This window comes from Fischerella muscicola PCC 7414 (genome assembly GCF_000317205.1).
In the GTDB taxonomy this organism is placed as follows: domain Bacteria; phylum Cyanobacteriota; class Cyanobacteriia; order Cyanobacteriales; family Nostocaceae; genus Fischerella; species Fischerella muscicola.
Genome location: NZ_AJLK01000110.1, coordinates 1 through 15,004, shown reverse-complemented (window position 1 = coordinate 15,004; position 15,004 = coordinate 1). Strand labels below are relative to the sequence as shown.

Sequence of the window (15,004 nt, the reverse complement as noted above, 5' to 3'; positions counted from 1 at the left end):
AAGATTTTTATGAGTGCAACCTTAACTCGTCCAGCTTGGACAACTGAGTTTGAAATTGAAACTATTGATAAACTTATCGCTCAGCACGCTCCTCACTTTCCGACTACCCGCTTGCAAGAACCACGATCACTGACAACAGCAGAAGAGTTTGAGAATTTTTACCGCTTCCGAATTGGTGGGGCTGCTCATGACTTGTATATTGTTCAAGTTTGCAGCAAAGTAATTGATCAAATTTCTGATCCAGAACTCCAACTATTTTTGAGCCGCCAAATTGGCGATGATGGGGCGCACGCTCAATTTACTCGTCAGCGGGTGTGGGAATTGTCAGGACATGACCCCATCGACAAGATTAAGCAGGAAGTCCAAAAACATTGGAATTTTATGGGAGATTTACCAATTCGCAATTGGTTGGGGTTCATGGCCTTTGAGTTGCACTATGAATTGCATATAGTCGCTCAGCTGATTTTAAACAGCCGTACCACGACAATCACTGACCCGGAAACTTCTAAGTTTGCTAGTCAGACAATCTTACCTGATGAAGCAGCCCATCGTTTCGGAGTTTTAGCTTGGTGGCAAAGCAAGTATGACCAAGCTACACCTGCCCAGAAAGCAGAAATTGCCGCTCAGTTATTAGAATTGGACGAAGAAGGACAACGGCGACGTAATCCTTATCTCAAAGAACATTGGCAAATTGTCCACCGTGCTACAGGCGCTGAAATTGAAGGACTAGCAGCAATTTATGATGCTTGGCGACGGGAAGTGTTGGCTTACTTTCTTGATATCCCCATTGCTAAGCTTCCTCAACTTGTGAGTGTGAGTGAGTGATGTCAAACTTCTGATTTTCAGTTTTCTCCTCTATCACCCCCCTGTTTCAGGGGGGCTTTTTGGAAATTAGTTTCACTTTAAATTTATTTAATTAATTACTTTAGTTATGGTGCATTATCACATTTGAGAGTGTGCCTAACACACTTTATCTAAATTTATGTTTGGAATTTGAGGATTATTCGCTATGAAAAATATAATCATGCAATTAATTCTTTGGTTAAATGGAATTAGTTTGTGGTATGTTCTTGAAAAACCAGGTATTCAAGCTTTTACTTTCTTATTTGTTATTGGTTTCGGTTTAGGTATCATCATTGCTGTAATTCATAATCAGAATTCAAATAATTCTCTGAATGTTCCAAAACAAGATTCACATTATGCTCTGTTTGAGTCACTGAAAAGTAGAAATCAGCAATAGATGACTATTCAGTAAAAATACACAGGCTTGATATTCAAAGAAAATTTGAAGATGAAACAAAGTCAAGATTTATTAGAGGCGATCGCATGAATATAAAAATTAACCGCCGCTTCTTTTTTATCGTATTTACATCCTTCACCGCCACAATATTTACTAGTTGTAGTTCACCTCAAAATAATGGCACAACAAACACAGTAACTAGTCCCACCGCAACAACGGCTGCAAACGCCTTTGCTAGTGGAACAAAAGAGAAAATAAAAGTAGGAGTCACACCAGTACCTGCTGGAGAAATTTTAGAATTCGTGAAAAAAAATCTCGCACCGCAAGCAGGATTAGATATTGAAATCGTCACTTTTAATGATTCTGTGCAAAACAATACTGCTTTGAAAGAAGGACAAATTGATGCTAATTACTTCCAACATATCCCCTTTATGGAAGATTTTGGAAGGTAAAGCCAATGCCTATCCCGCCCAGCTTTCCGGTGGGCAAAAACAACGGGTTGGGATTGCGCGGGCACTGGCGGGGGAACCCAAAGTCTTACTCTCAGATGAAGCGACATCAGCCCTTGATCCCCAAACGACCCGCTCGATTCTAGAACTATTGCGTGACCTCAACAAGCGTATGGGACTAACGATTTTGCTGATAACCCATGAAATGGGTGTAGTTAAGCAAATCTGCGATAGTGTGGCTATTCTCCATGCTGGCAAGATTGTAGAACAAGGGCGTGTCAGCGATTTGGCAGCTCAACCTGATTCTTTGTTAGCGAGGGAGTTCTTTCCCCGTTGCAACAGCTATACACCCCGTCCTGGTGCAGTTTTGGCAACTGTGGCCTTTGCTGGCGAAGTTGCGAGAAATCCGATATTTACCAGCTTGGTACGTCGCTTTGATGTTGATGTGAATATTCTCAATGGTAGCGTTGAAACTGTAGGCGATCGCCGTGTTGGTCAATTTCAAGTTGAACTCGCAGGAAGCAAGGTAACACAAGCACTGGAATACTTACACGACTCACAGTATGCCGTCGAGGTGCATTGATGCAAGGATGGGAACTACTTAACAGTTTGTGGCAAGCTACACTGGAAACTTTTTATATGGTGGGAATCTCTGCTTTCGTAGCTGTTTTGTTGGGCTTGCCTCTAGGTTTATTGTTGGTAATGACCAGTCCTGGTAATGTTCTTAATGCTCCCAAGCTTAACCAGGTACTAAGTGCAGTAGTCAATACGGGTCGCTCTTTCCCTTTTATTATTCTACTTGTAGTTCTCACACCCCTAACCCGCTTGATAGTCGGCACTTCTATCGGTAGTACCGCCGCCCTTGTTCCCCTCGCCCTCGCAGCTATTCCCTTTTTTGCCCGCATTGCTGAGACGAGCATTCTTGAAGTCGATAAAGGATTAGTAGAAGCAGCAGAAGCAATGGGCTGCAATTATTGGCAAATTGTTCTGAAAGTTCTGATTCCAGAGGCGTTACCTTCTATTGTTTTAGGGATAACTATTTTAATCGTCAGTCTGCTGAATTCTTCCGCAATGGCTGGGGCTGTTGGTGGTGGTGGCTTGGGAAATTTAGCTATTCAATATGGCTATCAACGGTTTGATGTGGGAGTAATGATTGCAACTATTGTTGTGTTGGTTTTTCTGGTGCAATTCATCCAGCTTTTAGGCGATTGGCTAGCACGACAGTTGAGAAAAAAATAAATAAGTTAAATAAGTGAGGATAAATGTAGTAAGGGTTGTCATTTTTTTTCATGGATAAGAGTTTTCTTACTACCGCTCTGTTTATTTTCGTGTGGACTTTTTCTAATTTTAGATGTTATGAATTTGAAAATTTTTTACTAAGATAACTGAAGTGAACTTATGAATGAGTATCATAATTTAGCTCCTTTAACAAAAACTGGTCGCCGTTTTGTTCTGACAGCAGGAAGTATATTCATTGCGTTGATTATCTTTGCAACTTGCAGTCGACTTTTAGAAAAACTACCAGCAGGTGGACAATAAGCAAATATTTAAATGTCAAAGTTTTCAACCATCAAGAATATAAGGGAAGACTTATAGCTATTTTTTAGAGGTAAGAAGCTGAAATGAAGCGTCGTTTTTTCATCATGGCTGTAGGCTCGTTTGCAGCATCTATCATTTTTTCTAGCTGTACAAATAATCAAAGTGAATTAGCTAGTAAGAATACTACCAATCCAGCAGAAAATATCGCCCAGACATCTCAACAAAAAGAGGTGATTAAAGTTGGTGTATGGGCAGTAATTTTTGAGGATATTTTGCAGTATGTAAAAGATAATTTGGCAGCAAACGAAGGTTTAGATATTCAGATAGTCAAATTTAATGATTGGATACAGCCAAATACTGCACTTCGAGATGGTGAAATTGATGCTAATTATTTTCAACATAGCCCGTTTATGAATAATGCTGCTAAGCAACTTAATTTGAATTTGGTAATGCTGAATCCTGGCTTTCTAACTCCACTTGGCATTTATTCTAACAAGTTTAAATCTTTATCTGAAGTACCACAAAAGGCGACGATAGCAATTTACAAAGATAGAAGCAATGGCGATCGCTCTTTAAGATTATTGGCAGACCAAGGTTTAATCAAGCTCAAGGACAGTGTAGGAGAACTCGCTACTGTCCAAGATATAGCTGCAAACCCGAAAAACTTACAATTTCAGGAACTAGACGGGCCTGCAATTGTGCGATCGCTTGATGATGTAGATTTAGCTGTATTTTCTGCTGGTTTACGTTTGCAAGCTGGATTACAACTACAGCCTCTTGTTCAGGAGACATTAGCCCAAAAACGTTATGCTGTGGGACTAGTCACTTTAAAAGCAAGAGAAAATGATCCAAAAATTCAAAAGCTAAGCAAACTGCTAGTTGATAGTAGAGTCAAGGATTTTATTAATCAAAAATATCAAGGGGCTGTGTTAGCCGTGTTTTAAATTAAATGAACAATACTTAATACCCCTGTCCAACTCCCAATTCAGTGATTTGGAAATCAAGAAATATTGACTTAGTTTTTGCAGCCAATCAAAAAGATGGTATGCTTGGTTTTATAAAATACTGTATATCTATCAACTTATCGTATTTTGTATGAAGTTTTTGTATTACACAAACATGACTGCTGTTTAAACTCCTAACAATTGAAATGAAGGAGTAAATTGTGGTGACTGATTTAAAACAGCACAGCTTTCGCAGAATCTTTTTGATTGCTTTTTCCTCTCTTGGTTTCATTGTTTCTGCTTGTAGTCAACAGACGGCTGTGAATGTTGCAGCTAATGCAGATTCTTCTTCAAAAACTCTCAGTAGCAATCAAACTACAACAAACACTAATGTAATTCGCCTGGCATACCAAAAAGGCGGGATTATTCCAATTTCACGTCAACGTGGTGAGTTAGAGCGCCAGTTGGTAGCTCAAAATATTAAAGTTGAATGGAGTGGCCCATTTGATCGCTGTGCCACCCTTTTAAATGCTCTTAATGGTAATCGAGCAGATATTGGCGGATGCGGTGATATTCCTTCCATTTCTGGAATTGCTGCTGGACAACCTCTTTGTATTGGTTCTGTACAGCGCCCTAAATCAGATGCTTTGGGTAATGCCATCTTAGTTCGTGGTGACTCTCCCATACGTAAACCTGCTGATTTAATAGGTAAAAAAGTAGCGGTTAATCAAGGGGGTGCAGGTGAATATCTGTTACTAAAAGTTTTAGAAAAAGAAAATATTCCTAAAGAAAAAGTCCAGCGAGTTTACCTATCACCAAATGATGCTGCACCTGCTCTATATCAAGGTTCTGTTGATGCTTGGGCAGTTTGGGAACCTTATATTTCCGTTGCCCAATTAGAGCATCAGGCGCGGAGAATCACTACTACACACCCTGCTCCTACCTACGGAATTATGGTTGTTCGTGGTGATGCAGCCAAAGAAAATCCCGCAACGGTAAAAGCTGCTCTGACTGCTTTGAGCCAGGATGGTGAATGGTTGAATCAGCATAGCGACGCTGCCGCAGAGTTTATGGTGAAGGAACTCAAAGTTTCTGATGCTGTAGCTAAGCAAGCGACTAAGAACCGAGGTCCAGAGTCTTATGTTTTTCCAACTACAGAAGATATCAGCAATCTACAAAAAACAGCTGACTGGTTATTAGAGCAAAAAATTATTCCTCAAAGAGTAGATATTGCTGCGGCGGTGTGTCCTTTGTAGGGGATTAAAAGGAGGACGATTTGGGGAAGTGTGGAGAGTATGAGGAGTAAATAATAACTACTAACTACTAATGTACAGACGCGATGTTCCTCGCGTCTCTACCCACTAACCACTAATTACTAACTACTAACCAGGAGCTAAATTGATATGCCTGTGGAATTTATTGGCATGATTGGGACGCGAAATGCGTCGGAATTAAATGGCCCTTCTGTTACTCTTACTGGCGGAACTGTAGATACAGAATATGTTCGCAAGTTTGCCAAAGTCCATGAAGATGGCGGCTTTGACCGGGTGCTAGTTGGTTATAGTTCTACGGGCCCTGATGGTTTCAATGTAGTTAGTTATGCGGCTTCGGTCACAGAAAGACTCAAGTTTCTGCTGGCACATAGACCAGGTTTTGTAGCTCCTACTTTAGCAGCGCGAAAGCTAGCAACTCTAGATCACTTTACTAATGGTCGCGTTGCTGTTCATATCATTACTGGTGGTAGTGATGCCGAACAAAAACGCGATGGCGATTGGCTTGACCATGATACACGCTATCGTCGTACAGATGAATATCTTGAAATTGTGCGGCGAGTATGGACAACTGAGGAACCTTTTGATTATGAAGGTGAGTTTTATCAACTTATACAAGCATTTTCGGAGGTAAAACCGTTACAAAAACCCCATATTCCCATATACTTCGGTGGTGCTTCTGGTGTTGCTGTGGGTGTGGGTGCAAAACACAGTAATGTATATGCCTTTTGGGGAGAACCGTTAGCAGCTATCAAGCAACGCATCGCTGAGGTGAAAGGCGCAGCACCGCCAGGAAAAGCTTTGCGGTTTAGTGTTTCTTTGCGTCCTATCTTGGGTGAGACGGAAGAAAAGGCGTGGGAAAAGGCGCGTTATATTCTCTCGCGTATTAAAGAAACTCGTGCTAAGGCGGGAATTCAACTGTCACCTGGTACTTCTGCGCGACCACAAGCTGTTGGTTCATTGCGGTTGCTAGAGTTTGCTAAGGAAAGTGAAATTCACGACAAACGGTTATGGACACCGATCGCAGCTGCTACGGGAGCTTATGGTAATACAACTGCCTTAGTTGGAACTCCAGAACAAGTGGCAGAATCATTAGTTGATTACTACGATGCTGGGGTGACAACGCTATTGATTCGTGGTTTTGACCCGGTGGAAGATGCGATCGCCTATGGTCGAGATGTGATTCCGTTGGTGCGTCAAGAAGTGCAACGCCGAGAACGACAAACAGCAACCGTAGCCTAGCAAAAGCAGAGAAAAGAGGAGAATGCGTAAGCCTTAATCCAAAATCCACAATCTCAAATCTAAAATCTTATCTTATGCCTCACACAACAGTTCTCGAACCCTTAGAAGCAGATCAATGGTTTGTTGATAGTCCTGAGTTACGTGAGTTTGTGGCGATCACTAAAGAAATTATCTCCAGCACAACTCACAACCGCACACAAACCCTGAATGCTTTAGAACCTCACTTTGCTGCACTACTGAAGAAAGAGAATTGGCTACCAAAGCATTTCGCACAACCAAATCCTGATAGTAGTTTAGGTGGAGGTATCGGACAATGGTTGCTGTATCGTTCCCAAGAGCGATCGCTTACTATTTTTAGTTTGGTAATTCCTCCCCACGCCATTACTCCTGTCCACGATCATTTATCTTGGGGACTTGTGGGTTTGTATCAAGGCAAACAGGAAGAAATCGTGTATCGTCGCGTGGATAGTGGCGAGTTAGAAGGACGTGCCCAGTTGGAAATTGTCGGAGTCTATCAAGTGAAAACTGGCGATATTTACCGTCTATTACCTCCCGACGAAGATATTCATTCTGTCGAAGCTACCACAGTCTTTGCTCCCGCCGTCTCCATTCATGTCATGGGTAATGATACTGGAAGCATTTGGCGACATCAGTATAATCCCGAACAAGGAAGTGTGCGGTCATTTCGCTCTGGATATTCCAACATATCTGTGAAAGAACAAAAAGAAAGTCATGCCAAAATTCGATAAACCCCAACCACCTATTTTTGAAAAAGTCGAAGAAGAACGACTCTACCGCAAACAACGTCTTGCTGCTGCCTTTCGGCTGTTTGCCCGTTTTGGTTTTAGTGAAGGCACAGCAGGTCATATTACTGCCCGCGACCCAGAATTTACCGATCATTTTTGGGTGAATCCCTTTGGTAAATACTTCGGTCACATCCGTGTTTCGGACTTGATTTTGGTTGATAGAGAAGGTGAAGTTGTTAAAGGAGATGCGCCTGTAAATCGCGCCGCTTTTGCAATCTATTCTCAGGTACATGAGGCGCGACCTGATATAGTTGCAGCTGCACACGCTCATTCTCTGTATGGTAAATCTTGGTCAAGTCTTGGTCGTCTGCTTGACCCCTTAACTCAAGATGCTTGTGCTTTCTATCAAGACCACGCCTTGTTTGATGATTATAAAGGTGTAGTTTTAGATACTTCTGAAGGCAAAAGAATTGCTGAAGTTTTGGGTGACAATAAAGCTGTCATCCTGCGGAATCACGGCTTTTTAACAGTAGGGCAAACAGTAGACGAAGCAGCTTGGTGGTATATAACTTTTGAGCGTTCAGCCCAAGCCCAACTCCTAGCAGAAGCAGCAGGGAAACCCATCTCTATTGATCACGAAAACGCTACCTTAGCACATAGCCAAGTCGGAACCCATTCTGGCGGCTGGTTTAGCTTCCAACCACTCTACGACAAAATTGTGCGGGAAGAACCAGATTTATTGGAATAGTCAATAGTCAATGGTCAATTGTCATTTGTCATTGGTTAGTGGTTAGTGGTTGGTTGTTAGTAGTTAGTAGTTATTAGTCATTTGTCAATTGTCATTTATTATTGGTTAGTGGTTAGTGGTTAGTGGGTAGGGGCGTAGATGCCTGTACAGTAGTTAGTGGTCATTTGTCAAAAGTCATTGGTCAAAAGTTACTATTTATTCTCCTCATACTTCCCACACTCCCCTTGTCTCCCCACTCTCCCTTCCCCAATCCCTGATCCCAAAGTAGCTGCATTTATACGCTCCAAAATGATGTTATTTGTCTATTTTTAGGGAAATTAGTACTAGAAATTAAAAATTAAATTAACATTTCTACATTTTATTTGTATGGAATTAAAAGAGTTTTATAGGTAGCTATGTTTGGAAAAAATCACTTTTACTGATAATCATGGTAAACATTATGTTTAATAGACCATTTGAAAGAGAATTGCTAGATGGAGAAATTTCTCTACTCGGGCAGCCAACCAAACTACCACGTCATCTCCAGAAATTAGCAGATCAAGAACAGGGAAGACGAGATATATGGGAATTGCCAAGTGAAGAATCTCCTCGTCATCATCATGTTCCAAAGCAAAAGTTAAAGAGGTTTTGGATTCTTGGTTTACGATTTTAATTGTAATTGTGACACTCACCAAACTTGTTTTTTATTTGTAGCTGCACTGCTTGGTGGGGCATTAACTTCTATTGCTGGTGGAGGCGGTTTCATTCTATTTCCTGCGCTGATTTTTGCAGGGTTGCCTGCTATTAATGCCAATGCTACAGCTACAGTAGCAGGATGGTTAGGATGTGGTGTTAGTCTTGCTGCTTACCCTGATGAATTGAGCGCACAAAGACGCATATCTATTGTACTAGGCAGTATCAGCTTGATTGGTGCAACTGTTGGTGCTGTATTGCTAATCTACACTCCGACAGCTGCTTTTGATCGTCTCGTACCTTACCTTTTACTGTTCTCAACTTTACTATTTGCTGGCGGTGGTAAGATTACGACTTGGTTAAATTCTCATTTGGGAGAATTAAATCAAGATTCTTGGCGATCGCTTCTCTTCGCCTCATGCATCCAATTTTTGATCGCCATCTACGGAGGATTTTACGGTGCAGGTGTCGCGATTTTAATCTTAGCGTCAATGGAAATGGTAGGTATGAAGGACATTCACAAGATGAATGCCTTAAAGATGTTGCTGATGACTTGCATAAGTAGTTTTGCTGTGATTACTTTTGCGATCGCTGGCGTGATTGTGTGGCAACCAGCTGTTTTGATGATGTTAGGAACAGTTATTGGTGGTTATGGTGGCGCATATTATGCGCGACGGCTAAACCAGGATTTAGTTAAGCGCTTCGTGATTTTAGTGGGTTTTATTATGACTTGCTATTTCTTTATCCGTGGATAAAAACTTGCGGGTAATTTCCTCCTTAAAATACGCTATGCGATCGCACAATCATTCTTAAGCTGTGGAAAACCAGATTGAGCGTAAATTACTTGCTGCAATCATCAAACACCCCAAAGTATATCTATACGTTGCATGTATTCTGATATCAAAATGTTTTCACCTAATTTGTAACAAATCTTGTTTTTTAACCTAAACTTAAACTAAGGTTAATCTATCAAGTTTACGGATATTCTATTTAACATTCAGAATATCAGGAGTACAGGCAATGAATGTTATGTTCCTTACTTCCAATGATTGGTTGCATATAGGATTTAGACTGGGGCTGGCAATGTTCGTAGGTTGCCTGATCGGACTTAACAGAGAGCGTAAGGGTAGACCAGCTGGGATGAGAACTTTTATGTTAGTGAGTATGGGGGCAGCGCTTTTTGTTATGATTCCATTACAAGCCGAGGGAGATAGTCCCTATGCAGCGACTAACGCACTCAGCCGCACTATCCAAGGAGTAACTACAGGGGTTGGCTTTTTAGGAGCTGGGTTGATTTTGCAGCAGTCTTCCACACCATCACCAGATACACCCAAAGTGCGCGGATTAACTACCGCAGCTTCAGTATGGATTGCCGCAGCATTAGGAGCAGCGATTGGCTGTGGTTTATGGCAAATGGGTGTTATGGGAGCTTTGCTAACTTTAGTAACATTAAGTGGTGTAAAGCGTTTGCGAAAGTCAGTTAATTTAACTACCAATCAACAGACAGCAACATCACTTGCTGAAGATATAGAAGATTAAGTTTTCCTCTTTTAAATAGTGATTTAACAAAGTAGGACTTGATTTTTGTCGTTATGTATGAAATTTTTTTTATAAACTAAATACTCTTTGTTTATCGATTTACCGTATAATATTAATATTAGTGTTTCTTGCAAGGAACAACTCGAGAAGTTAGATTACAGCTTTAAGCATGGATGTTGATTGAGAATCATGTCATTAATCATTTATATTTATAAATGATTAATGGCATTTTTTTAGATAAGTAATTCTCAGGGATTTTATACATCAAAGTGAAAAAATATGTGATTCCTTCTACACCCATAAACTCTTCTACCCCACACTACTTATCTAGATATAATACATGGGTTCAACTTGATTTTGATGTTCTCGTTGTTCATAAAGGTCTTGAAGTGTATATTTATTTAAGACAGCATTCACTGCTTGATACGCTTCCAGATAAAAAGCTTGAATAACTTTTCTATCTTTTGTTGTTTGATTGGAAGTATCAGCATTAGCAAGTACTGAACCCCCTTCAATACAATTAAATGCATCCAAAAGCGTAATTTGGCTAGGCTCTCGCGTTAGTATATAGCCACCTTTAGAACCACGTGTACTCTTTATTAAACCTCCGTTCCTCAATGTTGCCAATATTTGCTCTAAATAGCGGCTAGGTATATTTTGAAGTGCTGCTATTTGGCGAATATGTAAAAATTCACCTTTAGGATAAGCACTTGTCAGTTCTAAGAGAGCTAGAAGTGTGTATTCATATTTGCTGGAGAATTGCACAGGTGTTAATACTCTTGTTTATTACTTATGAATGTTAAGTAATTGAACAGATTTGGTTTTGTTCAAACTAAACGTCATTTAACGTTGTAAGTGAGCGATCGCTAATTGATTTTACTCTAAAGAGTCTGAATGATAAAAGCAATTGTTTTTTCTTCTTATTTTCATAAATTAAAGTGATTATAACCTTTTTAGGTAAAAAATTAATGGGTAATTTCACAGTTGAGACAGCACCATCAGGGTTAACAACATGTTAAGGCACATTTGCAACTATCCTAAGACTTATGTCTTTTGGCATAGATAAACATGCAATAAATTATCTCTCTCCCCTTAGCAAGGCGAGGAGTGGGGTTTTAAGTATTCATAAGGTCTAAAAATTCAAACAAAATAAAAAACCTACACCGTAACATCAAGTGGGTGTAGATTTAGTTGTTGACTGCATGACACTTTTAAATCAGTGAAGTAGTTCCTGGTAGTGGCGTGGCAAGATTAAAATGCTGTATTTCAAGAACCGCAGAGGTGGTGAGAACGCAGAGAAACAAGAGGAGACGCGCTACTACAATTGCTAAAACTAACGATAAATAATCATTATCACTAGTGAACTTTATTTGTAACGACCTACTTAACTTCAAGCTAACTGATAGTTGATTCTTCCTGGAGAAATTGTTGAAGGTGGGGTTGTTCTAACTTTAAACTAAGTTCCTGAGCTTTTTGTTTGACTTGTTCCGGTGTTAAACCTTGTTGATTGGCTGCTGCTATCAATGCAATTGCACTAGCTCTAGCACCAGCCGCACAGTGAACTAAAATAGGTTTGGGTAAATTCTCAATTTCCTGAATTGCCTGATTAAGTGATTCTTGATTGGCTTGTGTTGGACTTAAGGGTATATTGGCATATTCCAAGCCGACGGCGTTTGCTTGTTCCTGTTCATCATTGACAAAACCTGTCTCTGCTGGTGAACGTAGATTTAACACTGATTTAAATCCTGCTTGTGCTGCTTGCTGTAAATCTTCAGGAGAGACTTGTCCAGCAGCGCTAAATTGGTCACTAATTTTCTTGATTTCTGTCATAAGACTAGGATATTTTGATTGTGTGAATTTGGAATTAATTAGGGGTTAATTATTTTTATTTAAACGAGAATCGCCCCAATATGACCGGGAATGACTAACATACTGACCATGAACATTGACAATATAAGGAACTATATAAGTCAGTAATGCTGAAAACCAGCGATCGCCACTCATATTTCCTTTCACCAATGCATAACCGTGATTAATGAAAAACAAAATAGAACCAACTATCAGCGCTACTTTGATCGCTATAGGCATGAATTCTTTATTAAATATGGAGTAAACAGTGTGTATCCATGAAAAGCCTTTCCAGGATTATAAGCTCTTAAACCAGTACCCCGACGGCGGATTGTATTTTGGTCAACAATTGTTGTTGCTAAAGTCATAGTTAATCTTGCCTCATGGATAGAGTGTATAAGATAGCTCTCAAACAAGCTTGCAAAAGTGTGCCAAGAACTAAAGTTCTAGGCTAATAGTAAAAGTTATCTCAAGTTGACTGAATAGTAGAGTTAAGCTAAAAGATTTTGAAATTTATTGATTTGCGGTTAGAAAAATAGGTATAAACATAATTCCACAGATTCAGCTTAAACATAATTATTTAGCTTAAATAGCTTATTTTTTTACAATCGTCAATAATTTAAGAATGAAGCATTCCATGAAATTATTTTTTCTATACTTCATTCAGTTCTAATTACTTAGATTATTTATCTTGTCATTAGTCATGAAAGAGCAGTTATTTTTCCTCAAAATTAGCCAAATTTCAGCACAAAATATATCAGTAAGCCAAAATAAAAATTTTGTTTTTGGCTTGTTGATGTAATTAAATACTATAAGTCGATAGACAAACTGTATTTACTTTGCTAGCTTTCTATTATTGCATATCTAGATATAGATAGCAAGCTTTTGCTTAAAGCCTAAATACTTCTGCTATCTACAAGTCACAATAAGAAAGCTCCAGCGGGTGCAACGGCGGCTGGAGCGAAAAATTGAAGGTCTATAGTTCTAAATTTTAGGTGATGAAAATTTTATAGGTAATTAACCTTGCTGTTTATTTATCGCTTGAGTTTTATCTACTGTTTTTTGGTCAAGTTGAAAAGGTAAGTAAACTGAATATTGCTTACCATTAGCATCAGTGATTTTGAAGTAATTTAAAGATGATTGTTGTTCCATAGTAGGTAATACACTTACCTTCATTGGATCTGAATTAATTTGTGACTGTTGGATTAATGGTATGACACTATTTTTCATCTCGTTGATAGATTTTTGCTGCTCAACGATGATTTGCGTTAATTGTTGAATATGCTGTGATTGTAGTTGATCAATTTTTTCGTGAAGCAAACAAAAGCAAATATTCTTTTTTTTCAAAATGATAGATAAAAATGATAAATAGCTGTAATCCTTACAGATTAAGCCTTTTGGGAAGTACTATCCCTGAATTTTGCAGATTGATATGAGGATTGAGTCTATCTTCTAACAAAAAAATAGCCCCTTTTTTGGGGCTAATCAAATATACTTCGTCGTTTAAAATCTTCTCAGTCATTCATTACCAGCAACGCCATAGAATTGTAGGCGAGCAGTTCCGATGATTTGATTGTTGGTTTGTTGAGTTGTGGGTAGGGTCTGCACTTGGAATTGATAGACACCATCGTAAGCCGGATTGCGTAACGGTTTCAAACCGATGGTGATGGTTTTTCCGGGTGCTACTGGTTGATTGAAGGTGACTATGACAGTTCGTTCTTGGCGATCGCTTTTCGCCAATGTAATCCCCAGTTTTTCCCCTTTGCGATCACGTGTTCCTGCAAAGGCGGAACTCTTTTGACTATCAAAACGAATCGCTTCCAAACCTTGTATTTGAGTGAAAGCAAGCTGTTGCAGTGGTGCAGAAGCTGATTCTGGTACTGTTAGTGTGAAATAATAGGTCGCTTCCCTAACACTGGTTTGATCATAGGTTGTTGTTGCAGACAGCAAACGCGGTGGTTGTGCTGAGGCTAACGTGTAGGTAGCAGGAACAGCAAATAAACAAAGTCCCGTGCTAACCAATAGGGTTTTACACAGAGTCACGATGCTTTTCATGTTAGTTAGAGATGGATATTGACATGACATCTTCTGTTGACTGTTGGCAATCAATCAACAGAAAATTTTGAATTGGCAGCTCATCAATGCCTAAAGATTGATTTTGTTCATAGTCACAAAGATATAGATGATTTGCATTTCAAATGAGCTATCACTTGAATCTCATCATCTACATCTAAGAGGTTGATTACTTTCAGCTTGAAGGTTAATTATGACAAGATAATGTCATAACTTAAGTAGTAAAACTTAAGCATTCAAGCTAGTAACTCAGATTTTAAACCTGTGTAGGTAGGCAGGTTTTGCTTGTCTAGCAGGGACTTATGCTTATAGTCGCCATGCTTTTCGAGTATCCTTTCAAGGAACTATGTAACTTATATCAATCTAACTAAGACATCTACTGTTGTAATACAGTCCTTTAATATTAGCAAATTTATATTATAAAAACTCTAAAAATTCATTAGTTTAAATGCTACTAATCCGATGTGATTAGAGGTAATTGGCTTGATTTTTTGGTATTTAATTTAAATCATAATTTCTGCTTTAGAGATTATACTCATCTATAAAATCGAGAACAGTATGGAAATTAATTTATGTCAGTTGATATCTGCACCAACAATAGCTGGGGCTGGTTTTTGCTGAGGTGAACCACCAGGATAACGCTCTTCCAGTCCTTTTGGTGTCATAGCAACTTTAGTAGCTTAACAAATCAAC

The 15,004-nt window shown here is 39.3% G+C and carries 18 protein-coding genes and 1 pseudogene; 14 read left to right on the top strand and 5 right to left on the bottom strand.

The window, feature by feature from the left end; all coding sequences use genetic code 11:
• Positions 1 to 9 precede the first annotated feature (9 nt).
• The 14 genes and pseudogenes from UYI_RS0116715 to UYI_RS0116650 all read left to right on the top strand — a co-directional run bounded on the left by UYI_RS0116715 (position 10) and on the right by UYI_RS0116650 (position 10,390).
• Positions 10 to 825, top strand: coding sequence for a hypothetical protein (locus UYI_RS0116715; protein ID WP_016867788.1), 816 nt, complete (start codon positions 10 to 12; stop codon positions 823 to 825).
• Positions 826 to 1,009: 184 nt separating this feature from the next.
• Positions 1,010 to 1,240 (top strand): hypothetical protein, encoded by a 231-nt coding sequence (locus UYI_RS0116710; RefSeq protein WP_146007591.1) that lies wholly within the window; start codon positions 1,010 to 1,012, stop codon positions 1,238 to 1,240.
• A gap of 86 nt (positions 1,241 to 1,326) precedes the next feature.
• On the top strand, positions 1,327 to 1,692 hold the full coding sequence (locus UYI_RS0116705) for a MetQ/NlpA family ABC transporter substrate-binding protein (protein WP_016867786.1): 366 nt from the start codon (positions 1,327 to 1,329) through the stop codon (positions 1,690 to 1,692).
• A gap of 4 nt (positions 1,693 to 1,696) precedes the next feature.
• Positions 1,697 to 2,272, top strand: a pseudogene (locus tag UYI_RS32800) (methionine ABC transporter ATP-binding protein); the annotation flags it as partial.
• Positions 2,272 to 2,928, top strand: coding sequence for a methionine ABC transporter permease (locus UYI_RS0116695; protein WP_016867784.1), 657 nt, complete (start codon positions 2,272 to 2,274; stop codon positions 2,926 to 2,928). The pseudogene UYI_RS32800 and the gene UYI_RS0116695, both read left to right, overlap by 1 nt.
• 159 nt (positions 2,929 to 3,087) lie before the next feature.
• A complete protein-coding gene (locus UYI_RS36885) occupies positions 3,088 to 3,228 on the top strand; it encodes a hypothetical protein (RefSeq protein WP_016867783.1) in 141 nt (46 codons plus the stop codon).
• Positions 3,229 to 3,311: 83 nt separating this feature from the next.
• The gene (locus tag UYI_RS0116685; RefSeq protein WP_016867782.1) at positions 3,312 to 4,172 is read left to right on the top strand and encodes a MetQ/NlpA family ABC transporter substrate-binding protein; all 861 of its coding nucleotides are present in this window, start codon (positions 3,312 to 3,314) and stop codon (positions 4,170 to 4,172) included.
• Positions 4,173 to 4,396: 224 nt separating this feature from the next.
• On the top strand, positions 4,397 to 5,428 hold the full coding sequence (locus tag UYI_RS0116680; RefSeq protein WP_016867781.1) for an aliphatic sulfonate ABC transporter substrate-binding protein: 1,032 nt from the start codon (positions 4,397 to 4,399) through the stop codon (positions 5,426 to 5,428).
• A gap of 147 nt (positions 5,429 to 5,575) precedes the next feature.
• Positions 5,576 to 6,685 carry an LLM class flavin-dependent oxidoreductase gene (locus UYI_RS0116675; RefSeq protein ID WP_016867780.1) on the top strand — a complete coding sequence of 370 codons (1,110 nt, stop codon included), beginning with the start codon at positions 5,576 to 5,578 and terminating at the stop codon, positions 6,683 to 6,685.
• Positions 6,686 to 6,759: 74 nt separating this feature from the next.
• On the top strand, positions 6,760 to 7,434 hold the full coding sequence (locus tag UYI_RS0116670) for a cysteine dioxygenase family protein (protein ID WP_016867779.1): 675 nt from the start codon (positions 6,760 to 6,762) through the stop codon (positions 7,432 to 7,434).
• Positions 7,418 to 8,179 (top strand): class II aldolase/adducin family protein, encoded by a 762-nt coding sequence (locus UYI_RS0116665; RefSeq protein ID WP_016867778.1) that lies wholly within the window; start codon positions 7,418 to 7,420, stop codon positions 8,177 to 8,179. The genes UYI_RS0116670 and UYI_RS0116665 overlap by 17 nt, the downstream gene beginning before the upstream one ends.
• 439 nt (positions 8,180 to 8,618) lie before the next feature.
• A complete protein-coding gene (locus UYI_RS0116660) occupies positions 8,619 to 8,831 on the top strand; it encodes a hypothetical protein (RefSeq protein ID WP_016867777.1) in 213 nt (70 codons plus the stop codon).
• Positions 8,815 to 9,606 carry a sulfite exporter TauE/SafE family protein gene (locus UYI_RS0116655; protein ID WP_016867776.1) on the top strand — a complete coding sequence of 264 codons (792 nt, stop codon included), beginning with the start codon at positions 8,815 to 8,817 and terminating at the stop codon, positions 9,604 to 9,606. The genes UYI_RS0116660 and UYI_RS0116655 overlap by 17 nt, the downstream gene beginning before the upstream one ends.
• Positions 9,607 to 9,871: 265 nt before the next feature.
• Complete coding sequence (locus UYI_RS0116650; RefSeq protein WP_016867775.1) at positions 9,872 to 10,390, top strand: MgtC/SapB family protein; 519 nt, start codon at positions 9,872 to 9,874, stop codon at positions 10,388 to 10,390.
• A 327-nt stretch (positions 10,391 to 10,717) separates the two neighbouring features.
• On the opposite strand, the gene UYI_RS0116645 is transcribed toward UYI_RS0116650, so the two are convergent.
• From UYI_RS0116645 to UYI_RS0116620, 5 genes are all read right to left on the bottom strand, one after another.
• A complete protein-coding gene (locus tag UYI_RS0116645) occupies positions 10,718 to 11,155 on the bottom strand; it encodes an RrF2 family transcriptional regulator (protein ID WP_016867774.1) in 438 nt (145 codons plus the stop codon).
• A 630-nt stretch (positions 11,156 to 11,785) separates the two neighbouring features.
• On the bottom strand, positions 11,786 to 12,220 hold the full coding sequence (locus UYI_RS0116640; RefSeq protein ID WP_016867773.1) for a beta-lactamase hydrolase domain-containing protein: 435 nt from the start codon (positions 12,218 to 12,220) through the stop codon (positions 11,786 to 11,788).
• Between the two features lie 45 nt (positions 12,221 to 12,265).
• Positions 12,266 to 12,478: a nitrate/nitrite transporter NrtS gene (gene nrtS, locus UYI_RS32795; RefSeq protein ID WP_016867772.1), complete on the bottom strand. Its 213-nt coding sequence runs from the start codon at positions 12,476 to 12,478 to the stop codon at positions 12,266 to 12,268.
• 777 nt (positions 12,479 to 13,255) lie between these two features.
• A complete protein-coding gene (locus UYI_RS0116630; RefSeq protein WP_016867771.1) occupies positions 13,256 to 13,585 on the bottom strand; it encodes a hypothetical protein in 330 nt (109 codons plus the stop codon).
• Between the two features lie 171 nt (positions 13,586 to 13,756).
• Positions 13,757 to 14,323, bottom strand: a complete 567-nt coding sequence (locus UYI_RS0116620) for a DUF2808 domain-containing protein (protein WP_235147960.1) — start codon at positions 14,321 to 14,323, stop codon at positions 13,757 to 13,759.
• Between the last annotated feature and the right edge of the window lie 681 nt (positions 14,324 to 15,004).